The sequence below is a fragment of the Pedobacter sp. Leaf250 genome (assembly GCF_920984735.1).
Lineage (GTDB): Bacteria > Bacteroidota > Bacteroidia > Sphingobacteriales > Sphingobacteriaceae > Pedobacter.
Genome location: NZ_CAKLBU010000015.1, coordinates 21,042 through 44,027, shown reverse-complemented (window position 1 = coordinate 44,027; position 22,986 = coordinate 21,042). Strand labels below are relative to the sequence as shown.

18 protein-coding genes and 4 tRNA genes are annotated in these 22,986 nt (G+C 36.5%); 10 read left to right on the top strand and 12 right to left on the bottom strand.

What is annotated here, in order from left to right:
* Positions 1-1,002, top strand: coding sequence for an SPFH domain-containing protein (locus tag LUA91_RS14270; RefSeq protein ID WP_231426729.1), 1,002 nt, complete (start codon positions 1-3; stop codon positions 1,000-1,002).
* A gap of 10 nt (positions 1,003-1,012) precedes the next feature.
* Positions 1,013-1,252, top strand: a complete 240-nt coding sequence (locus tag LUA91_RS14265) for a hypothetical protein (RefSeq protein WP_231426728.1) — start codon at positions 1,013-1,015, stop codon at positions 1,250-1,252.
* Between the two features lie 53 nt (positions 1,253-1,305).
* Here LUA91_RS14265 and LUA91_RS14260 read toward each other — a convergent pair.
* The 4 genes from LUA91_RS14260 to LUA91_RS14245 form a co-directional block, all read right to left on the bottom strand.
* Positions 1,306-1,377, bottom strand: a tRNA-Glu gene (locus LUA91_RS14260).
* Between the two features lie 82 nt (positions 1,378-1,459).
* Positions 1,460-1,532 (bottom strand) — tRNA-Met (locus tag LUA91_RS14255).
* Between the two features lie 89 nt (positions 1,533-1,621).
* Positions 1,622-1,693 (bottom strand) — tRNA-Glu (locus tag LUA91_RS14250).
* 82 nt (positions 1,694-1,775) lie between these two features.
* Positions 1,776-1,848, bottom strand: a tRNA-Met gene (locus tag LUA91_RS14245).
* Between the two features lie 190 nt (positions 1,849-2,038).
* Here LUA91_RS14245 and era point away from each other — a divergent pair.
* From era to LUA91_RS14230, 3 genes are all read left to right on the top strand, one after another.
* Positions 2,039-2,935 (top strand): GTPase Era, encoded by an 897-nt coding sequence (gene era, locus LUA91_RS14240; protein ID WP_231426727.1) that lies wholly within the window; start codon positions 2,039-2,041, stop codon positions 2,933-2,935.
* A gap of 127 nt (positions 2,936-3,062) precedes the next feature.
* Positions 3,063-4,364, top strand: coding sequence for a ribosome biogenesis GTPase Der (gene der, locus LUA91_RS14235; RefSeq protein WP_231426726.1), 1,302 nt, complete (start codon positions 3,063-3,065; stop codon positions 4,362-4,364).
* Positions 4,365-4,628: 264 nt separating this feature from the next.
* Positions 4,629-5,138, top strand: a complete 510-nt coding sequence (locus LUA91_RS14230) for an N-acetyltransferase (RefSeq protein ID WP_231426725.1) — start codon at positions 4,629-4,631, stop codon at positions 5,136-5,138.
* A gap of 4 nt (positions 5,139-5,142) precedes the next feature.
* Here LUA91_RS14230 and LUA91_RS14225 read toward each other — a convergent pair whose 3' ends face one another.
* Positions 5,143-5,649 (bottom strand): GNAT family N-acetyltransferase, encoded by a 507-nt coding sequence (locus tag LUA91_RS14225; protein WP_231426724.1) that lies wholly within the window; start codon positions 5,647-5,649, stop codon positions 5,143-5,145.
* Positions 5,650-5,768: 119 nt separating this feature from the next.
* Positions 5,769-7,592: a tetratricopeptide repeat protein gene (locus LUA91_RS14220; protein WP_231426723.1), complete on the bottom strand. Its 1,824-nt coding sequence runs from the start codon at positions 7,590-7,592 to the stop codon at positions 5,769-5,771.
* Positions 7,593-7,858: 266 nt separating this feature from the next.
* Here LUA91_RS14220 and LUA91_RS14215 point away from each other — a divergent pair, with 266 nt between their 5' ends.
* The 3 genes from LUA91_RS14215 (at position 7,859) to LUA91_RS14205 (ending at position 12,248) form a co-directional block, all read left to right on the top strand.
* Positions 7,859-9,745: a prolyl oligopeptidase family serine peptidase gene (locus tag LUA91_RS14215; RefSeq protein ID WP_231426722.1), complete on the top strand. Its 1,887-nt coding sequence runs from the start codon at positions 7,859-7,861 to the stop codon at positions 9,743-9,745.
* A 3-nt stretch (positions 9,746-9,748) separates the two neighbouring features.
* Positions 9,749-11,416, top strand: coding sequence for a sensor histidine kinase KdpD (locus LUA91_RS14210; RefSeq protein WP_231426721.1), 1,668 nt, complete (start codon positions 9,749-9,751; stop codon positions 11,414-11,416).
* A 142-nt stretch (positions 11,417-11,558) separates the two neighbouring features.
* Positions 11,559-12,248, top strand: a complete 690-nt coding sequence (locus tag LUA91_RS14205; protein WP_231426719.1) for a response regulator transcription factor — start codon at positions 11,559-11,561, stop codon at positions 12,246-12,248.
* 82 nt (positions 12,249-12,330) lie between these two features.
* Here the strand turns inward: LUA91_RS14205 and LUA91_RS14200 are convergent, their stop codons facing one another.
* The 6 genes from LUA91_RS14200 to LUA91_RS14175 all read right to left on the bottom strand — a co-directional run bounded on the left by LUA91_RS14200 (position 12,331) and on the right by LUA91_RS14175 (position 18,932).
* Positions 12,331-13,575 (bottom strand): metallophosphoesterase, encoded by a 1,245-nt coding sequence (locus LUA91_RS14200; RefSeq protein WP_231426718.1) that lies wholly within the window; start codon positions 13,573-13,575, stop codon positions 12,331-12,333.
* Positions 13,576-13,664: 89 nt separating this feature from the next.
* On the bottom strand, positions 13,665-15,152 hold the full coding sequence (locus LUA91_RS14195; RefSeq protein ID WP_231426716.1) for a sigma 54-interacting transcriptional regulator: 1,488 nt from the start codon (positions 15,150-15,152) through the stop codon (positions 13,665-13,667).
* Between the two features lie 230 nt (positions 15,153-15,382).
* Complete coding sequence (locus LUA91_RS14190) at positions 15,383-16,480, bottom strand: VWA domain-containing protein (RefSeq protein ID WP_231426714.1); 1,098 nt, start codon at positions 16,478-16,480, stop codon at positions 15,383-15,385.
* A gap of 458 nt (positions 16,481-16,938) precedes the next feature.
* Positions 16,939-17,628, bottom strand: coding sequence for a hypothetical protein (locus LUA91_RS14185; RefSeq protein ID WP_231426713.1), 690 nt, complete (start codon positions 17,626-17,628; stop codon positions 16,939-16,941).
* Between the two features lies 1 nt (position 17,629).
* On the bottom strand, positions 17,630-18,136 hold the full coding sequence (locus LUA91_RS14180; RefSeq protein ID WP_231426711.1) for a hypothetical protein: 507 nt from the start codon (positions 18,134-18,136) through the stop codon (positions 17,630-17,632).
* A gap of 67 nt (positions 18,137-18,203) precedes the next feature.
* Positions 18,204-18,932 carry an intradiol ring-cleavage dioxygenase gene (locus LUA91_RS14175; protein ID WP_231426709.1) on the bottom strand — a complete coding sequence of 243 codons (729 nt, stop codon included), beginning with the start codon at positions 18,930-18,932 and terminating at the stop codon, positions 18,204-18,206.
* A 227-nt stretch (positions 18,933-19,159) separates the two neighbouring features.
* On the opposite strand from LUA91_RS14175, the gene LUA91_RS14170 reads away from it, so the two are divergent.
* Positions 19,160-19,459, top strand: coding sequence for a hypothetical protein (locus LUA91_RS14170; protein ID WP_231426708.1), 300 nt, complete (start codon positions 19,160-19,162; stop codon positions 19,457-19,459).
* Between the two features lie 132 nt (positions 19,460-19,591).
* On the top strand, positions 19,592-22,894 hold the full coding sequence (secA, locus tag LUA91_RS14165; protein WP_231426707.1) for a preprotein translocase subunit SecA: 3,303 nt from the start codon (positions 19,592-19,594) through the stop codon (positions 22,892-22,894).
* Positions 22,895-22,986: the final 92 nt, after the last annotated feature.

Here is a 22,986-nt window from a genome sequence, read left to right as displayed (position 1 = left end):
ATGGGAATTATAAATTTTTTCAAAAATCAGTTATCTCAAGTAATAGAGTGGGATAATCAAAGCCCAGAAATTTTGGTATATAAGTACCCATCTCACAATGATGAACTTAAAAATGCCAGTAAACTAATTGTAGGGCCGGGTCAGGGTGCCTTATTGGTTTACGAAGGGAAGCTAACCGATGAAATTACAGCAGAGGGAATTTATGATATCGAAACAGATAATCATCCATTTATTACCACGTTGTTAAAATTGCGAACGGCTTTTGAGAGTGAACATAAACTGAAGATATATTTCTATCGTACATCCGAAAATGTAAACCAAGGCTGGGGAACTGCACAAGCGATTAAGTATTTAGATCCCATTTATAAAATTCCCGTTGAGCTGGGCGCTAACGGATCATTTTCGTTTAGAGTAGCCGATGCAAAACATTTATTTGTTAACGTAATTGGATCGGCAGATCAATATACTGTTCTTGATGCCAGGCAAATGCTTCAAAGTCGTTTTCCTCAAGGGATTTCTTCTTCACTAGCACAAGGTGGCGTATCGTATCAAAACATTGATGCACAGTTGCCACTGCTTTCGCAAAACATTAAAAATCAAATAAATGTGGAAGTCGCAAATTTGGGCTTCATCCTAACCGATTTTAAGCTCAATGGAACTGTATTTGATGAAGAGACGAAAGAACGGATTGGGAAAATTGCAGACATTACCGCTGATGCCATGGCAGCTGGAGATGGGGGATTAACTTATGTAGAGCTAGAAAAGTTAAGGGCTTTAAGGGATGCGGCCCGTAATGAAGGCGGTTTGGCAGGTGCGGGATTACAATTTGGAGTAGGCATGGAAATCGGAAAAACTTTCGACACGATAAGAAACGACCAAATAGACAATTCACATACAGATCCGGTAGTTAAACTTCAACAATTGAAATTGTTATTGGATGAGGGCATTATTACGCAACAGGAATTTGATCAGAAAAAAACAGAATGGCTAAATAAATTTTAAATACACAGCTATGAAAAAAATTGTTGGAATTTTTATCGTTCTACTAATTATCGCCTTTTTAGGCATATTAGGATTAAGAATTTGGAATGTTGAGGTAGTAAGCCTACAAAATTTAGTGAAAAGTAGCGCTACATTATTAATATTAGGAATCGCAATCGTGGTGCTGATTATCAGTTATGGATTCTATTTTAAAGATAACTCAAAAGGTTACGATAAATCGGTAGGCAATCGGGCGCATCCGAAGGTTTGATGTGTATGTTGGAAATAAAAAAAGCGATTTGAGTAATCAAATCGCTTTTTTAGTAGCCCGTAGGGGAATCGAACCCCTGTTTCCAGAATGAAAATCTGGCGTCCTCACCCCTAGACGAACGGGCCTTCTTAAGTTTAAAGTTAAAAGTTTTAGGTTATAAGTTAAATCAACTTAAAACTTTTAACTAACAACTTTTCACTCTAGTAGTAGCGGGGACACGACTCGAACGTGCGACCTTCGGGTTATGAGCCCGACGAGCTACCAACTGCTCCACCCCGCATTACATTGTATTTTTATGGTATTACCAACCTCAATTTTTCAGTGTTGAAACTGATAAAAAAAACCGCCAATTTTTATTAAGCGGTTTCGTAGCCCGTAGGGGAATCGAACCCCTGTTTCCAGAATGAAAATCTGGCGTCCTCACCCCTAGACGAACGGGCCATTTTAAGTTTAAAGTTGAACGTTTAAGGTTATAAGTTAAATCAACTTAAAACTTTTTACTTACAACTTATCACTTTAATAGTAGCGGGGACACGACTCGAACGTGCGACCTTCGGGTTATGAGCCCGACGAGCTACCAACTGCTCCACCCCGCATTATATGTTGTCAATTTCATCTTCGGGTTATGAACCCTTATCAAGTTACTTGATAGATTGGGTCTTCACCCCGCATTGTTAATACAACTCGTTTTTAGCTTGAATTAAATCCTTAACTCTGTTTCCGAATTGGAATGCAAAGATATAATTCGTTTCTTTGTGCTGCAAATTTTTTTTAAAAAATATTTCTATGGCGCATAAAGCAGGTTTTGTTAGTATAATAGGTAAACCAAATGTAGGTAAATCTACCCTAATGAATGTGCTTGTTGGCGAGCGACTTAGCATCATAACACCTAAAGCGCAAACCACAAGACATCGTATTTTAGGTATCGTAAATGAGGAAGAATATCAGATCGTTTTTTCTGATACTCCAGGTATAATCAAGCCAAAATACTCTTTACAAGAGAGTATGATGAGCTTTGTTAACGGATCTTTGACTGATGCAGATGTACTTTTATTCGTTACAGATATTAACGAAACGCATGATGAGGATGATGTTTTAGAGAAAATTCTGAATAGGGATATTCCAACAATTGTACTCATCAATAAAATAGATAAGGCATTGCAGGAACAGGTTGATGAAAAGATCGCTTATTGGCAAGAAAAACTAAATCCCGTTTCTATTTATGCCATTTCTGCTTTACATAAACACAATGTAGATGGAATTTTAGATCATGTTTTGCAATTATTGCCTGAGCATCCAGCATATTATGATAAGGAAGAATTAACTGATCGCTCAGAGCGCTTCTTCGTTTCGGAGATCATCCGTGAAAAGATTTTCTTAAACTATCAGAAAGAAATTCCTTACAGCACTGAAGTTATCGTTAAAAGTTTTAAAGAAGAAGAACTTAAAAATGGTAAAGGTTCGATGGTTCGCATCATGGCAGAAATTGTGGTAGAACGCGATTCGCAAAAAAACATTTTAATTGGCACTGGTGGCAGCATGCTTAAAAAAGTTGGTACTGAAGCCCGTTTAGAAGTGGAGAAATTTTTAGATTCAAAAGTATTCTTAGAGCTGTTTGTTAAAGTAATTCCCGATTGGAGAAGTAAAAAGAATTACTTAAAGAGCTTTGGTTACGATAATTAACCGTACCTTTGCAGCCCGAAATCGATCGGTTAGTAGTTGATAATCAATGGCTAATTGAAAGAGACTTAACAATTTTTACGTTTGTGATAGAAAATCTACAATCGTAAATTTACAATCATAAATACAAATGAGTAACATTATCGCCATCGTAGGCAGGCCAAACGTAGGCAAAAGCACCCTTTTTAATAGATTAACTGAAAGTCGCAAGGCTATTGTAGATGATATTAGCGGCGTAACCCGCGATAGACATTACGGCGTGGGCGAATGGACCGACAGACAATTCACTGTAATTGATACTGGCGGTTACGTGGCCAATTCTGAAGATGTTTATGAAGCCGCCATTCGCGAGCAGGTAATGATTGCCATTGAAGAAGCTAGTGTTTTGGTATTTATGGTTGATGTTACTACAGGTATTACCGATTTGGATGATGATATTGCCCAAGTTTTACGTAGAAGTAACAAGCCGGTTTATGTTTGTGCAAATAAAGTAGACAATACGGCTTTATATAATGAAATTCATACATTTTATGGCTTTGGTTTAGGCGAAGTATATCCATTATCATCAATGACTGGTTCTGGAACAGGAGAGTTGTTGGATGAGATTGTAAAAAACTTTGAAGACATTCCTGAAGAAGAAAATCAGTTGCCTAAAATTACCATCGCTGGTCGCCCAAATGTGGGTAAATCATCTTTGGTAAACGCCCTAATTGGTAAAGAGCGTAACATTGTAACGGCAAATGCTGGTACCACCCGCGATTCGATTAAAATTCATTATAACCAGTTTGGTCATGAATTTATGTTAATTGATACTGCAGGATTACGTAAAAAAACCAAAGTAAAAGAGAATTTAGAATTTTACTCAGTAATGCGTACCATTAAGGCTTTAGAAGAAGCTGATGTGGTGGTGTTAATGATTGATGCTGTTGAAGGTATCGAAAGTCAGGATATTAATATTTTCCATCTGGCTGAAAAAAATAAGAAAGGTATTGTAATCTTAATCAACAAGTGGGATTTGATTGAAAAAAATACGCAAACGATGAAAGCATTCGAGGAGCAAATCCATGAGCGTATTCGTCCGTTTACTGATGTGCCGATTGTATTTACTTCGGTGTTGAACAAACAACGTATTTTTAAGGCAATTGAAGCGGCTTTAGAGGTGTACAAAAACCGTAGCAAAAAAATTCCTACATCAAAATTGAATGATGTGATGTTGCCTTTGATCGAGAAATTTCCACCACCAGCATTAAAAGGTAAACACATTAAAATTAAATACATCACACAAATTAATGCTACTTCGCCAATGTTTGCATTTTTCTGCAACCTGCCACAGTACATTAAAGATCCATATAAACGCTTTATCGAGAATAAATTAAGAGAGAATTTTGATTTTTCCGGAGCGCCGATCCAAATCTATTTCAGACAGAAATAATTTAAGGTTTCTTCTATCCTTTGTTAGTAATAGTCATCCGATAAATATATAGTCAGGATGTAAATATTCATCGGATGACTTACTAGATTAAAATTTAACCGTTAGAAAAGCAGGGCTTGTATTCCATTAGGAGATCCAGCCCTGCTTTTTGTTTGTCCGGTGCAAATTACGAAGCAATCTAAACTGTCATCCGATGAATAATAGCGCTGTGAAGATATTTATCGGATGACCTAAGCAATAAAACAATCTCGTTATATTTGCTCCATGCAATTAAATGTAATAAATAGCCAGCCAACCGATATAGATCTTATTTTCGATTTTTACGATATGGCGATTGCCCATCAGAAAAAGGTTTTTAACAAACATTGGCAAGGTTTCAGCAGAGAATTGGTGCAAACTGAAATTGCAGAAAATCGTCAGTACAAAATTTTAGTTGATGGAGAAGTTGCCTGTGTATTCGCGGTTACCTTTAACGATCAACTTATTTGGGGCGATCGTGATTATGAATCAATTTACATTCACCGTATTGTTACCCACCCAAATTTTAGAGGATTCTCTTTCGTAAAAGAAATTATAAAATGGGCAAAGGAATATGCAGTTGCAAACGGAATAAAATACATACGCATGGATACTTGGGCAGATAATGAAAAACTATTGGCCTACTACACAAGCTGTGGTTTTGATTTTGTGGGCGTGGTTACACTCGAAAAATCAGAAGGTTTACCCAAACATTACGAGGGGATAAGTTTAAGCCTTTTCGAAATAGCGATTTAGCAGATTAATTCAATTCAATTTTCCAGCTCAACATATTATCCACTTCTCCAATATTTATAAAATTGTTTTTCTCTAGAATAGAATAAGAAGCAATGTTGCTCTTTTCGGTAGCTGCAAAAATCGATTTTACTTTAGGTTGTTCTTTTGCCCAGTCGATTATTCTTCCAACGGCTTCTGTCATAAAGCCTTTGCCCCGAAATGCCTCATAAGTGCCATAACCAATTTCAATCTCTCCATCGGAATCTGGCTCGCCAACAAAGCTTATGTCGCCAATTATCCTATTATCGGGTTTTGATATAATGATCCAAAAGGTATTAAAAATGAAATCTTTGTCTTTGCTACAAACGTTGGGTAAAATGTTTTGCTGAAGCGCATCATGCAGCGATTTTGAGATTTTTTTCTTGGTGGGTAAAATGCCGAATTCTTTTTCAAGAGAATGGTCATCTTTGATATATTTCAGCAGTTGATCGTGTGAAAGTGGTATTAAAATTAGTCGATCGGTTTCAATCATTTTGGAGCAATTAACAGAGCTAATTTACGCTTTTACCTCAACTTGAATGGTAACTAAAATGAAGCTTTTGTTAAATAAAATTGATGAAGGTAGGCATAAGGTAAATTTTCTTGTTTTAGCTAAACTCCATCTCCTCTTAAATTTCTGAACCTTTTACGGGCTTCGGCACTAAACATGCTGCCCGGATAATCAGTTATCAATTTCTGAAAATACAGCTTTGCCAGCATCATATCGTTCAGCTTTTTCTCATATAAATCGCCAAGCGTAAACAAAGCATCGTCTGTCCAAATGCCATCTTTATAATCTTCTGTTACTTTTTTGAGTATTTCTGCTGCTTTTTGAAAATCGTTGGATTTAATTAAGATCTTCGCTTTGGTCATCATTACCGCATCGGCCAGGCCATTTTGAGGAAAAGCGATTGCTATGCTATCCAATTTTTGAATTGCTCTGGCAGGTAAATTTCTAAAAATCAGCATTTCGGCATCGGAATACATTTTTAGCGCATTGCTATCGGTAGGTGTTTGGATATTATCTGTAATGAGCAAGCTCAAATTCAAGGCATCGTTTGCAATTAATTGTGAAGTAGCCGATTTTAACACTAAGCATTGGCCATTGCTATATTCGAAATTACCCTGATAAAATGAAAGTTTTGCACTGCGAAAGCGAGCTTCATTGCCAATAGGTTGACCTTCAAATTGTTTGCTCACTTGCTCATAAACCAAAAAGGCTTCCCAAGGTTGGTTGGTTATAATGTAAATATCGCCTAAATCTAATTTCAATTGACCAATATCCTGACCATTTAAACCAGGCATTTGCAAAGCATCTTCCAAACCTTTTTCTGCTTTATCTGACTGATTTAAATAATAGGCTTGCAGGTTTGCCAGTTTTTTGATCGCAAATAAAGTATTTTTGTTTTTACCATTCTCATCCAATAAACTCTGATAATCTTTGGCCAATAAATTAAGTTCAGCCAAAGTTGGTTTTCCAGTTGTTTGAATATTATATTTTGTATTCAGCATCTCAATTTTCGAAGGTAAATAATATTGGTTTTCCTTTCCTTTGGTTAAGAGATACTCGTAAGCTTTAATCGCAGTTTCGTATGCGTTATTGTCTACAAATGTGTAAATCGCATTAAACAGCGTACCTCCATCCGCTTTAGTACGTTTATCAAAAGCAATTAATTGGCGCAAAGCCATATCGAATTCTTGTTGCTGAATATAATTCCAGGTAAGCAGCTGTATGTATATTTCAGCATCTGGAAATTTTTGGATTTTTCTAAGAATTCCTATCTGAAAGGTTTGATAATCAGTCTTATCGTCAAAAATGATTGGTAAAATGGCCTGGGCCTGTGGCAAGAGCTGCGGAATAGTTGCCAATGCATCCAAATATTCCTGCATCAAATTAGGTTTGTCTTTTTTAAATCGATAAATATTTAAAAGCTCGTAAACAAACAAATCATCATTACCCAGTATTTTTCGTCCTTGCTTAAAAGTTTGAACAGCAAAATCATAATTTTCAAACCGGTAAAAATTATTAGCCAAACTGCGGATTTTGAACTCATCTTTTGGCAGCTTGTTAATCACTTCGTTAAAGATTTTATTGCCTGTCTGCACATCACCTTTCTCCTGGTAGAGTTTTCCGAGTGCAATAGGGTAAGCATCATTTTCAGGGTTTTGCTTAATCAGCTTTTTTACTGCTTTTTCGGCAACATCGTATCGTTTTAGTTTGAGTAACGAATTAAAATAGATATCAAAATACCCCTCATTGTTCGGACTAGTGAAAATCTTTTCTAGTAAAACAACCGCTTTTTCATATTCTCCATCTCGATAATATTGAATAATCAATGGTGTATCATCAGCAACAATGCTTGGCCTTGAGCGTAAAATTTGCGCATTCGCACTCAAAGTCAACAGAAATAATACAGATACGATTAGTTTTCTCATTATGCTAAGTAGAATATTTAAATGTAATTAAAAACGCTGAAAGCGAAAAACCTAAGACGCAAATGTTAGCTAAATGGATTTAGTTTAAAGCAATACTGATACAGATAAATTCCAATAATAATGTTACCTGCTTTTTATTTTGTCTCTATTTATTAAATACTAAATTGAGCCCGTTGGTAAATTATTTTGATAAGTAACATTGTTGGGGTAAAGCGTAGTTAACTAATAGGGATGATTATTTTTGCCATCCCGTGAGGAATTTATTTATGTTAAAGAGAATTATTTTATTTGTTCTAGTGGCTTCAATTTGGGGATGTAAAAATCCGCAAAAAGGAGAAACTATACCTGTAGATGATTTTTTCAAAACATTTGATAAAGCTTACTATCACATTTCGCCTGATGGCAAAAGCTTATCTTACCTGAAACTTCAAGATAAAAAACTAGATCTTTTTGTTGAAAATTTAGCTACCGGAAATAGCGTTCAGCTTACTCACTTAACTGAAAAAACCATTAGCTTCCATTTTTGGACCAGCAATAACGAATTGATTTATTACACCGAGGATGAATCAAAAGATCGACGTTCGGATATTTTTGTCATTAATAAAGATGGGAGTAAGCAGGTTCAGCTAAGTGCAAATGAAAAAACGCGTTTAAAAGTTATAGAAGATCAATTGATTGATGATAAATACATCATCGTAGCTTCGAATAAAAGGGATTCCACGGTTTTTGATGTTTACCGGTTAAATGTTCGCAATGGGCAAATGGATATTGCAGCCAAAAATCCTGGAAATATTACCGAGTGGATGACGGACAACAAGGGAGTTTTAAAAATAGCTGTTGCCAGCGATGGTGTTAACGAAACTCTATTATACCGTGAAAATGAAAATCAATCTTTTCAGCCAGTATTAACAAATAACTTCGAAACCACTTTTCAGCCTGTTGCTTTTTCTGAGCAAGAAACGAATGTACTCTATGCAATATCGAGTGTAAATAGAGATAAAAATGCTTTGGTATCTCTCGATTTAAAAACAGGAAAGGAGAAAAAAGTGCTTTTTGCAAATGATACTTTAAATGTTGTGGATGCCAGATACTCCAAAGCACAGAAGAAAATGTTGTTTGTTACCTGCGAAACCTGGAAAAAGGAAAAGTTCTATTTGGATAATAATTCTAGGGATATTTATAGTAAGATCGACTTGTTGTTGCCAGGTTCTGAATGGCGAATAATGGATAAAGACAAGATGGAAAAGGTTTTTGTGATCAGAACTTTTACCGATAAAAATCCAGGTTCGTACTACTTGTACACGGCAAGTGAAAATAAATTGAAAAAGCTGACTGATATCAATTCATCAATTAAGGAAGATATGATGAGTGATATGAAGCCGATAAGCTTTAAAAGTCAAGATAGTTTAACCATTAATGGATATTTAACATTACCAAGAAACAAAAAAGCAACAAATTTGCCTGTTGTTGTACTGCCACATAATGGTCCGGGTGGAAGAAATAGTTGGGGTTATAATGCCGAAGTTCAGTTTTTGGCTAGTCGTGGTTATGCTGTTTTACAAGTAAACTACAGAGGATCTACAGGGTATGGAAAATCATTTTATGCTGCTGGTTTTAAACAATGGAGCGATAAAATTCAAGAAGATGTAAACGATGGAGTGAGGTGGCTGGTTAAACAACAAATTGCAAATCCCAAAAAAGTGGCCATTTATGGCAATGGTTTCGGTGGTTACATTGCATTAAATTGTTTGTATAAAAATCCCGATCTTTATAGTTGCGGCGGATCAAATTCTGGAGTAATTAATTTATTCAGTTACCTGAAAACCATTCCTCCGTTCTTAAAATCGAACCTACAGATGTATTATGAAATTATTGGCAACCCGGTAACCGATACTGATTATATGCGTTTTGCTTCACCAGTTTTCCATGCCGATCGTTTTAAAGCGCCGCTTTTTATCGCTCAAAATCCTAAAGATCCACGTGTAAACGTAGCTGAAGGTGTGCAGTTTATTAAGGAATTGAAAAAAAGAAATGTTCCGGTAACTTATATAGAAAAAGAAGAAGGACCAAACCCGGTGTTGCGCCAACAAGGCAGAGCAGCATTGTATAAAGCATTGGAAGAATTTTTAAAAACCAATCTGAGCAAGAAATAAATTATGGCTCTAGACAAAAAAAGTGGTTATCGGAAGAATTTCTCGCTTGGCGTTACCTTTATTGTACTCATTTCCATTCTATTTATTCTATCGTTATTTTTAGCATTTAACTTCAGTAAAAAATCTATCGAGAATGAATTTGTATCAGAAAAAGTAAATGTTTTAGAGCAAAGCATTAAATCTTACAACGACTTTTTTCAGAACAAAATGCCTGAAATTTCTTATTACAATGGCTTTTTGGATTCGGCTACGGCGGCCAAATTTGTAGATACGGTTACCATCAAATACCCATTCATTTCCAAAGTTACTTTTTACGATACCGAGGTAAAAAACATTGCAGTAAAGGATGGTATGAATGTCGGTAATTTATCCATTGGGCCCAAATCCATCCTCCAGTTCGGCAAAACTGTCGATCCTGATTCGGTAAAGTTATTTTCCGAATATGATACCAGATCATTCAAAGTAGGAGATGATTTTAATGCCATGGCTTATAAATTAGTCACCTTTGTCGATCAGTTGGATACCGCTGCAGTACCTACACAGGAAGAACTTTTTACCAATTTTTCGGTGGTTAAATCCAATAAAATCACCTATCTCAATATTCCGCGAAGAGAAGACTTGAAGATTTATAAGGATATGATGAGACGTAAGCTCGATCCGTTACCGGTTTATCAGCAGGATATGCTCGTGTTTCAACTCGATCCGAATAAAATTAAGGTGATCAACACACGCCCGCTGTTATACCAAAAAATTGAAGTAGAGCCACTAACCTACGATCCGATTGATACATCGGATGAAAACATGACCACTGAAATTGCCTTGCCAGGCGCATTTTCTGATTTCAAATTGTATTTTACTTCCTCAAAATCATACATCAAAAAAGAAATATTTATCTATTTCATGCCTATTGCCTTGGTGCTTTTACTGGTATATGGTGTGTTATTATTGGTGGCCTTTTTAATTTACCGAAACCTAAACATCAATAGCAAAATGTTTAAGCTGCAATACGATTTTGTAAATAACCTTACCCATGAGTTTAAAACGCCTGTTAGTGTGATTAAAATTGCAGGAAACAATATTAAAAGCGCAACAGCATTAAGTCAAAAAGAACAGCAACTTTATGGCAAAATTTTAGATGAAGAAGCCGATAAATTGAACGGTTTAATGAACAAATTGCTGGCCTTTACGCAAATTGAAAATAAGGCGATAAAGTTAAATCAGGAGCAGGTAAATATTGAAGATTTTATAGAAAGTACAATTGAATCGCACACTCTAAAACATCCAGATTTTAAGATCACTTATGAGGTGCTCGGTTTTAAAACCTTTATTACCGATCCAGTGTTACTTGGTAGCTTGTTTGATAACCTGGCTGAAAATGCTTACAAATACTCAAAACCTGCTAATAAAAAATTGCATATCAGTGCGAAATTAATTAAAGGGGTTTTGGTTTTTCGTTTTGCAGATAAAGGCATTGGAATACCATCGTCGGAATTAAATAATATCTTTAAAAAATTCTTCAGGATACAGAATGAATATAACCAGATGGGGAGTGTAGGCTTAGGTTTGGCTTTCTGCAAAGAACTGGTTAACTTTATGCAGGGAGAAATCTCGGTAAAAAGCAAAGTAGGCAACGGCACGGAATTTAAAATTGTGCTGCCTTATAATAGTTAAAAAGTAGGAAGTGAAAAGTAAAAAGTTTTGTGCTACTTTTAATTGAATAATTAGAATTAAATACTATAAAGTTCGATTGTTGTGTATTTGAACAACTTTTAACATTTCAACCTTCGAACTTTACAACATAAATACACAAATAATGTCTAAAGAAGTAAAAATATTAATTGTTGAAGATGATGAAAATCTTCGCTTTTTGGTAGCACACCGATTAAAAACAGAAGGCTATAATGTGTTGGAAGCCAACGATGGAGAATCGGGCGAGCGAATGATTTTAGCTGATCAACCTGATATTGTGTTACTAGACTGGATGATGCCAGGGAAGCAGGGTGCAGAGGTTTGCGAGCACGTACGCAAACAGGGTTTTGAAAACCTGATCATTATGATGACAGCAAAGGCACAGGATGTAGATAAAATTGATGCTTATAATTTTGGTGCATCAGACTATATTACAAAACCTTTTAACATGGATGTTTTGGTGGCGATGCTGGAAAGCAAAGTAAAGTTTATTGTAAATAAAGATACTGCCGAAATCCATCGTTTTGGTAATATGGAACACCATCCGAATATTCATACTTTATTCAGAGATGGAAAGAAAATTGAGCTTACGATTTTAGAAAACCGTATTTTGCTTTATTTCTTGCGTAATCCGGGTAAAGTGATCAATCGTGATGAATTGATGTTGGTGGTTTGGGGTTATAATTCTGATGTGAACACACGTACATTAGACATGCACATCGTTCGTTTACGTAAAAAGATTGAGTTAAATCCTGATAATCCGCAGTTATTGCAAACTGTTAGAGGAGTAGGGTATCGTTTTAATGCGGGTTGAAAAATTATTAAGTGAATGATTGAATGATTGAATGTTTTTTGTGTTGGCAGATAACTCACTCATTCAATCATTCACTCATTTTCTATCCTCTCTTCAAGGTAAAAACTGTAATCTCTGGCAAAACTCCAACCCGTCCTGGGTAACCTAAGAAACCATAACCAACGTTTACGTAAAGCTGTTGTTTCTGTTCCTGGTATAAGCCTGCCCACTCTTTGTAAATATATTGTACCGGGCTCCATTGATATTCTTTTAAGCGAACCCCAAACTGCATTCCATGTGTATGGCCACTAAACATGGCATCGATTTGCGGATATTTTTCTAAAACCTCGCCACGCCAATGCGATGGATCGTGACTTAATAAGAGTTTAACAGGTAAATCATCCGTATCTTTCACTGCCAATTCCATCTTGCCATATTTTGGAAAGCGGCCCATGCCCCAGTTTTCAATGCCTAAAATGCCGATTTCTTCTCCGTCTACTTTCAATCTGCGGTTTTCATTCATCAATAGGTCATAACCCATTATTTTGTGCACATCAACCATATCTTTTAGGTTTTTAACCTTAGCAGGTGATGATTCTTTCCCAAAATAATAATCACCATAATCGTGGTTTCCTAGTGAGGAATAAACGCCCAATGGTGCTTTTACTTTCGAGAAAATATCCTGATAATCTCTAACTTCGTTGGTAAGGTTGTTCACTAAATCGCCGGTGAAGAAAACAAAATCTGGTTTTTGCGCCATCAGCATTTCAACACCACCCTTAACAGCCGTTTTATTATAAAAACTCCCCGAATGAATATCTGAAATTTGTGCCATGGTTATCCCGTCAAAAGCTTTTGGAAGATTTGGAAGAATCAAATTCACTTTTCTTACTTGGTAATCGTAAGCCCCGGAAATGATGCCCCAACTCAAAGAAGTTAAAGGAACTGCCGCCGCCACTAAACCAGCTTTCACCAAAAATTCTGAACGGGATATTGGTTCTGCCTCACTGATGGGCTGATCCTTGACCACTTCTTTCTTCTTAAAAAGCCTGATAAATAATCTGCGTAAATCATCTATCACCAAAAAAGGAAGCATAGCCATTTTGCAGGCAACGGTTAAAAAGAAAGCCACGAGTATAATGGCCCGGAGAGTTAGGAAAAGATTAAGGTAGATACCTGCAAAAATGCCAACAATTAAAAGCACACTGAACGTCCAGTATAAAATCCCGAAGATTTTTTTGGTTCGCGGTTTCCAGTTTTTAAATACGGCCATCAAGGCATTGAAGCAATAAATATCGAAGGCGGTAATGAGTATGCAGGCTGCAATAATGAAAGGTAATCTTCCCATTTAAAGGTTTATTTTAAAATAAAAAAGCTTTGATATTTCTCTCCTGTTAGAAAGAAATATCAAAGCTAGTAAAATGTATAATTTAATTTCTATCTAAAATCGTCTTCATCTTCTTCCTCATCAAATTCGGCATTGAATAAACTGCCAAACATATCAGAAAATCCGAAACCACCATTTAAAAAGTTTTTGCTCAATTGCGAATATTCAGCTAAACCATGCAAAACGAATTCCATTAAAAGTAAAGTCTGGTTTTCACTCAATTTTGGATGGAATTTCTTAACCAAATCGTAAAGACTTGGTACTGACATCAACGCTTTTTTATATTGTGAATTTGTTAAAGTATCGGTAACATCTAAATTATTTCCTTCGGTAAACCATTCGGTAATTTCAGTGTATGGATTAGCCGTTTTCGTTTTCTTCGCTTTTTCAGGATCGGGAAAATAACGGGCAAATAAAGTTTTAACAGCTTTGCCGATTAAAGTTGTGGCAACATGCGCCGGACCTTCCAGTTCACCCTCGTATACCAACTCAATTTTTCCTGTTATCGCTGGAATAATGCCAGCTAAATCTGCCAGCCTCACAACTGTACTTTTCTCACCTGAAATTAACATTCTACGTTCAGCGGTACTGATTAAATTTTCAAAAGCTGAAATGGTTAACCTTGCCGAAACACCTGATTTTTGATCGATATATTCACTTTTACGTGCTTCAAAAGCAATTTGTTCAACCAAATCTTTAACTAAGCCATCGGCCTCGATATTTTCTTTTTGCTCTGCCGTTAGCTTCGCTTCCTGGAAAGTAATTTTGCGGGAGATTTCAATGCTTTTTGGATAATGTGTTAAAATCTGACTTTCGATCCTATCTTTCAATGGCGTAACAATGCTACCACGATTAGTGTAATCTTCCGGATTTGCGGTAAATACAAACTGAATATCTAAAGGCAAGCGTAATTTGAAACCACGAATTTGAATGTCTTTTTCCTGTAACATATTAAACAAAGCCACCTGAATACGGGCTTGCAAATCGGGCAATTCGTTGATCACGAAAATGCTGCGGTGTGCCCTGGGAATCAATCCGAAGTGAATTACACGCTCATCATTATAGGTTAACTTTAATGTGGCGGCTTTAATCGGGTCAACATCGCCAATTAAATCGGCAACGGTAACATCTGGCGTAGCCAACTTTTCGGTGTAACGTTCGCTGCGATGTAACCAGGCAATTTCGGTATCATCGCCCTTGGTCGCAATTTCATGTTTGGCATACCATGAAATGGGGTTTAATGGGTCATCGAAAATTTCACTACCAGCAACATAAGGCACATATTCATCCAAAAGATTAACCATTAAACGGGCAATCCTTGTCTTCGCCTGGCCACGTAAACCTAAAAGTAAGATGTTGTGGCGAGAGAGAATTGCCGTCTGCAACTCTGGAATAACGGTTTCATCGTAACCTATAATTCCTTCAAATTCAGTTTTTTTATCTCGAAGAACTTTGATCAGGTTTTCTCTTAATTCTTCTTTAACTGATCTTGATTTATAATTTGTTGCCTTTAATTGGCCTAAAGTTGTGTTTTGCATATATCTTTGTTATGAGTTACAGGTTATGGGTTAAAAGGCTAGACGTTTAAATCTAAAACTTTTAACTTTCAACCTTTAACTGTGTTGTGAGTTATAGGTTATGGGTTAAAAGGCTAGACGTTTAAATCTAAAACTTTTAACTTTCAACCTTTAACTGTGTTATGAGTTGCAGGTTATGGGTTAAAAGGCTAGACGCTTAAACCTAAAACTTTTAACTTTCAACCTTTAACTTATTTAACCGTTTTTCTTCTATTTTTAATGTAATCTTCAAAAATGTATTCACCCAATCCATTTAGTGAGCTGTAAAAAGCCCTTCCGCCATTTATTTCTGTAAACTGACGAACAAATTGTTGCAGGTAAGGATCTTTGGCAATCATAAATGTAGTAATGGGGATTTTTAACCGCTTGCATTGAGCGGCCATATTTAAGGTTTTGTTAATCACCTTTCTATCCAAACCCATACTGTTTTTGTAATACTTGCCATTTTCTTTCAAACAGGTTGGTTTTCCATCTGTAATCATAAAAATCTGCTTGTTATGCGTTTTGCGGCGACGAAGCAGATCCGTAGCCAACTCCAGGCCAGCAAACGTATTGGTATGGTACGGGCCAACTTGCAAATACGGCAAATCTTTCACGGTAATCGGCCAGGCATCATTTCCAAACACCACAATGTCTAAAGTATCTTTAGGATATTTTGTTTTAATAAGTTCTGCTAATGCCATTGCCACTTTTTTGGCAGGAGTAATTCGGTCTTCGCCATATAGAATCATCGAGTGCGAAATATCAATCATCAGTACAGTTGAAGTTAAGGTTTTAAAATCCTTTTCTTCCACTTCCAAATCTCTATCTGTTAACGTAAAATCATTAATGCCATGATTAATCTGTGCATTTTGAATGGATGCCGTCATGTCGATCTGATCCAGGCTATCGCCGAAATTATATTCCCTACGATCAGCATTTTTCTCTTCGCCAATGCCCGATTGATTGCTGTTATGATTTCCGCGTCCTGATTTTTTCAGCTTCCCGAAAATTTCATCCAAAGCCGATTTACGAATGGTTTGTTCAGTTTTGGCCGTAATTTTAAATTCTCCCGATTGATTATCTTCAGTCAGGTAACCCTTATCTTTCAGGTCATCGATAAAATTTCCAATGCCGTAATCATTATTGGTTAATTTATATTGTTTGTCGAGCTCGTTTAACCAACTTAATGCCTCTGCCGCATCTCCTGCTGTATAATTTAGCAATTCGCTAAATAACTTAAGCAACTCATCAAACCCACCCTTTGGCGTATCGCCAGGCTTATAATCAGAAAAACGAAAACCTCTCATGTGCTTGTATTAACGATTTATCGAAGATAAAAGTTTCGATTTGCATTAATTTAAGCGTGATGTCATATTTGGGTAGAGATGGAAGTTAAAAGTTAAAAGTTTAAAGTGAAAAGTTAAAAATGCAAACTACCAGCTAAAAATTGCCAAGTAATTTGGGCGTTCCCCTAATCCCGATGAAAAATCGGGAAAGGGTCGGGCTTTTCAGGGCTTCGCTTCGCTGCTGTACCAATGAAAAATTGGTACTGAACCCTTACAATCCCTAAGGCAAAACCCAGTGCATTAAACTGTTTATCCTTCTATTGACTGAAGTCAACGCCAAGGAAATCTTTTGCAAAATTTGCTTGCTTGCAATCTTTTCACGCTTACGCTCGTTTCTAACAAGCGTATTAATAGCAATGCGACTTTGTTGTAATATGTTAATAATGGTAAGTCTTTAACCAAGAAGCGGCTTTGAAAAATTAAAAATGTTCCAATACCAAAATAATCGCGTTGTTACTCAAAGCCTCGATTTCAACTTTTTCTAAATCCCATAACGCCAATCCATCCCGAGCATGCAACAATCTTCCCTCAACCTCAAAGGCGCCATCGATAACAAAACAAAAGAACTTCAAATCGGGGTTTTTCATGGTATAGATTGCCTCCCCGCGACCAGCGAAAATACCTGCGCTTAATTTAAATGGCAGTTTAGGATTTGAAATAATTTCAATTAATTGGTTTTGATTATTTTCAAAATTAAAATTGAAAAGCATTTCACTTGCCCTAAGCAAAAACATATCGGTAGTAATTCCAATTTGAATGTAGTTAATTACATCATTTGGGTAAGGATTACTAATTTCTAAAACTTCACCTTTACCTAAGTTAAGCACTTGTATTTTCCCTGTATCAACAGCGAATTCCTTTCCCCCTTGAACAATATCCAAACCTCCGGTAACAGGGAAAAATATTTGGTAAGAATCGGCCTTTGATAGAAAAAATATCAATTTTCCTCCAGCGATGGATTCATCATTACAAAGAAATAATTCTCCTGATGGCTGTTTGTGCTCGCTGTTATATTTCTCGAAGTTAAAGGTGCTGTAACGTCTTAATGTAGCAGTTTCTGCTAATCCACGTTGATCTGCCAAAAATATTTTTCCAGGTGTTAAATCCATTTTAGGTCGATTTTTTAATTGAATGGATACTTACAAAAGGTGGTAACTGAAATAAATTGGTGAAAACTTCATCTTCATCAACTTCGTGTTGTTGCGAAACCAATAAAAAATCATTGATGCTATCATGCCAAATCATTGGTTTTGAAAAAAAGTTGATGGCAATTTTATGCTTCTCGATGTTATTGATGTCGGAATTGATAATTTCGAATTTAAAGTTTTCGAAGGTAAGAAAGCGCCTTCCGAGATTATCCAAAATGTCAGGAATAATGCCGTTAAGCTGCCGCAAGTAACCTGTAATAGCGGCGCTTACTAAAAAATGCAATTTGTCTGCATCAGGTACATTCAACATAATTTCTGCAAAAGTAGTGTACTTTTCTTCTTGGTTGTAAAATTGAGACTGCATTTTAAATTCCAAAAAGCTGTCTTCATGAACAAACTTATCCCAATAATTTAAATTTGAATCATCAATTATTTTTCGGTAGCATATCGTAATTACTTTCTTCGGCATGGTATAAAATTAAAAAAGACGCTAGTATTTCCTAACGTCTTGGATAAAATAAAAAATAGATTATCATTTATGCTCTTACATTCACTTTAAAAGTAAGGTCGAAACCTGCTGCCAACGTTCCTGAAACAGCTGCAATCTCAATACCAGTTTTATCATCGCTAAAAACATTGTCGGCATTGTTATAGGTATAACCATTCAAGCCTTTGCTGTATCCGTTAACAAGCGCAACCGAACTTCCTGATCCTTCAGGGAAAGCAATTTGCGTTACACTTAATGAAGTTCCGCTGGCGCTGTACACATGCACATGGATATGCGTTGCTCTTCCGCTATACCAACCTGGGAAAATTGAAGTAAAGGTTACCAAACCATTTGCATCGGTAATTTGGCGGCCACGTAAAAAGTGAACAGACTGGTAATTGGTAGATTGCATTCCGCTGCCACCATATTCCGAATAATTACCATCAGCATCGCAGTGCCAGATATCAACAATTGCGCCTGCCAATGCCGCACAGCTGTTATTTATATTGCCTATTGTAATTTTGGCCGCTAATTTATATCCTGTCCGCCCATCGGTAATATCGCTTCGAACATAAGATGATGGACTTTTTGTTGGGAACGGACCCTCTGTTTCAGTTGGTGCAACCGTACAGGTTCCATTGGTGCTGGTTGTAGAGCCGGCTGTGCCAGATCCAGATACTGAATCATCGGTTACTCCACTTTTTTTGCAGGCTTCGATAATAACAGGAATGGAGATTGCCCCAATCATTAAACTCCTGATGAAATTTTTTCTTTCCATGATTACACTGTTTTGCTTCGTTAATTAAAAGTAATAAGCAAAGCAATAAGTAACAGCTATGTGACGATGTAAGGCAGTTTTGTATCGTTAAATAAATTAATCTGATTATTCTACACCTATATGCAATTAATAATAAGGTTAGCCTGACATTAAAACTTTGAGGTACACTTTTTGAGGAGGTGTAATTTCTTTTTATAAAAGATTAAACATAGCTTTGCCGCAAATTAATGAAACACCTCGTTACAATATCTCTAGTATTTTTTAGCTTAACGCATTTGGCAAAAGCCGAGCGTGTTGAAGGGTTAAGAATATTAAATGAATATTGTAATGAGCACAATATCAGTATTAATGCCACAAGGAAAGCTGCTGATCAGCTTAACGAAGAACGCAATCCATACTTATTATCGTATACCAGTTTAGCTTTAATTGGAACTCAATTTCAACTTAAAGAGGCAAAATATGTCAACGTAAATCAGTTAATTGCTGATTTAACCATCCGTAAGAAACCAAAGAACAACAGTCCTTAGTTCAAATTTATAAATCTTGTTATAAGATTTTTATTCCCATTTAAATGATCAACAGCCAAATTGACTTATTACAAGCCAATGTTTTGGTTGTTGCAATACACCTTTTTTAAATAATAAATACAATAAAATATAATGTTAGGATTTTTAGCGAAGATTTTCGGAAGTAAATCAGAAAGAGATATAAAAACAATTCAGCCGCTGGTTGTTGCCATTAACGAACAATACACTAAACTTTCAGTGCTTAGCCATGATGAATTACGTGGTAAAACCCTTCAGTTTAAAGAGCGCATTGCTGAATTTTTAACAGAAATTGATGGCAAAATTGCCGCATTAAAAACAGAAGCTGAAAGTGAAGATTTAGATCTTCACCAAAAAACGGCCATTTACGATCAGGTTGATGCTTTAGGAAAAGAGCGTGACGCTGAATTGGAAAAAGTGCTTTTGGAAATTCTTCCTGAAGCATTTGCTGTTGTTAAAGAAACTTCCCGTCGTTTAAGTGAAAACGATTATTTAGAAGTTACTGCAACACAATTTGATAGAGATTATGCTGCTCGTAAAAGCAATGTAAAAATTGTTGGCGATAAGGCACAATGGGCAAACCGTTGGGATGCCGCTGGTACTGAAGTGGTTTGGAATATGGTTCATTACGATGTTCAGTTAATCGGTGGTATCGTTTTACACAGTGGTAAAATTGCCGAAATGGCTACAGGTGAGGGTAAAACTTTAGTTTCTACTTTGCCTGCTTATTTAAATGCACTTGCAGGTCAAGGTGTTCACATCGTTACGGTGAATGATTACCTTGCCCGTCGTGATAGTGAATGGAACGGTCCATTGTTCGAATTCCATGGAATTAGTGTAGATTGTATCGATAAACATGAGCCGAACTCTGAAGAAAGAAGAAGAGCTTATGCTGCGGATATCACTTACGGAACAAACAATGAGTTCGGTTTCGATTACCTGCGTGACAATATGTCGCAAACACCAGATCAATTGGTGCAGCGCAAATTACACTTTGCCATGGTTGATGAGGTCGATTCAGTATTAATTGATGATGCCCGTACACCATTAATTATTTCAGGTCCGATTCCACGTGGTGATGAGCATGAATTTTATGAATTAAAACCTCGCATCGAACGTTTGGTTAATGCTCAGAAAGCTTATGTATCTTCAGCTTTAAACGAAGCTAAAAAATTAATCAATGCTGGTAATAGTGGTACAGAAGAAGGTGAAGGTGGTTTAGCATTATTACGTGCTTATCGTGGTTTACCAAAAAATAAAGCCCTGATCAAATTTTTAAGTGAAAGCGGTGTTCGTGGTTTGCTGTTAAAAACAGAAAACTACTACATGGCCGATCAATCTAAAAACATGCCTAAGGTAGATTCTGAATTGTATTTCTACATTGATGAGAAAAACAACCAGGTTGAATTAACCGAAAAAGGTATTGAATTGATTACGCAATCTGGAGAAGACCCTAATTTCTTCGTATTGCCTGATGTAGGTACTGAAGTGGCAGATTTGGAAAAATCTAACATGCCACTAGAGGATAAAGTGGTTCAAAAAGACGCTTTAATGCGTGATTATTCTGTTAAAGCAGAACGTATTCACTCCGTTAATCAATTATTAAAAGCTTATACTTTGTTCGAAATTGATGTTGAGTACATCATCGACGAAGGAAAGATTAAAATTGTTGATGAGCAAACCGGTCGTATTATGGATGGTCGTCGTTATTCTGACGGATTACACCAGGCGATTGAAGCAAAGGAAAACGTTAAAGTTGAGGATGCTACGCAAACCTATGCTACGGTAACGTTGCAAAATTACTTCCGTATGTACCACAAACTTTGCGGTATGACGGGTACTGCAACAACTGAAGCGGGCGAATTCTGGTCGATCTATAAATTGGATGTGGTTGAAATTCCAACCAACAGAAACATTTCAAGGTCAGATCAACAGGATTACGTTTACCGTACGGTGCGTGAAAAATACAACGCCGTTGCTGACGAAATTGTAAAATTAACGGAAGCAGGAAGACCTGTTTTAGTGGGTACAACTTCGGTTGAGATTTCAGAGTTATTAAGCCGTATGCTTAAACTTCGTGGAATTAAACACAATGTATTGAACGCCAAAATGCACCAAAAAGAGGCAGATATTGTTGCTGAAGCTGGTCAGGCAGGTACAGTTACCATCGCCACCAACATGGCTGGTCGTGGTACGGATATTAAATTAGGTGCTGGTGTTAAAGATGCAGGCGGTTTGGCTATCGTTGGTACAGAGCGTCACGAATCTCGTCGTGTAGATAGACAGTTACGTGGTCGTGCTGGTCGTCAGGGAGATCCGGGTTCGTCTCAATTCTTCGTTTCATTGGAAGATAACTTAATGCGATTATTTGGTTCTGAAAGAATCTCAAGCATTATGGTGCGTATGGGAATCGAAGATGGAGAAGTGATTCAACACTCTATGATTACCAAATCAATTGAACGTGCTCAGAAGAAAGTAGAAGAAAACAATTTTGGTATCCGTAAACGTTTATTGGAGTACGATGATGTGATGAACTCACAACGCACTGTAATTTACGCTAAACGTAAAAATGCCTTGTTCGGTGAGCGTTTGGATGTAGACATGAATAACATGGTTTATGATGTTGCCGAAGATATTGTAAATGAATACAAACAAGAGGCAAATTTCGATGGATTCAAATTGGAAGTAATTAAAAACTTCTCTTTAGATACCACAATTACTGAGAAAGATTTTGCTTCAACTAATGCGGCTCAATTAACAGAAAGGTTATTTGAAGAAGCAGAAACATTTTATGCCCGTAAATCAGAAGCCATTATTCAACAATCGTTACCGGTTTTAACCCAGGTTTACGAAGAAAGAGGCGAGCACATTGAACAAATTGTAGTACCTTTTACTGATGGCATTCGTGGCATTCAGGTGGCTGTAGATTTGAAGAAAGCCATTGATAACAAAGGAAAAGAAGTGGTTCGTTCATTCGAGAAAACCATTGTTCTTGCCTTAATTGATGATAGCTGGAAAGAGCATTTACGTGAAATGGATGACTTAAAACAGTCTGTTCAAAATGCAGTTTATGAGCAAAAAGATCCATTGGTGATTTATAAAATGGAAGCTTTTAATTTATTCAAAAACATGCTTACTGCAGTGAATAAAGAAGTAGTTAGTTTCTTATACAAAGGTGGAATTCCTGTTCAGCAAGAAGCTGAAGAGATAAAAGAGGCACCAGCGCCGGTAAAACAGCCTAAATTGCAAACTACAAAACAAGAGTTTGGAACAGAGCAACCCGGTGTCGAATTTGGCGATACACGTGAGGCGGTTCCTCAACAACCTATTCGTAAGGAAGCAACTGTTGGCCGTAACGAGCCTTGTCCATGCGGAAGTGGTAAGAAATTTAAAAACTGCCACGGAGCGAATTTGTAATAAAAATTTAATAAACAGATTATCAAAGCCTTGACAAATGTTAAGGCTTTTTTTGTACCGCTTAGTTTATAATTTTTAGGATTAAACCTATA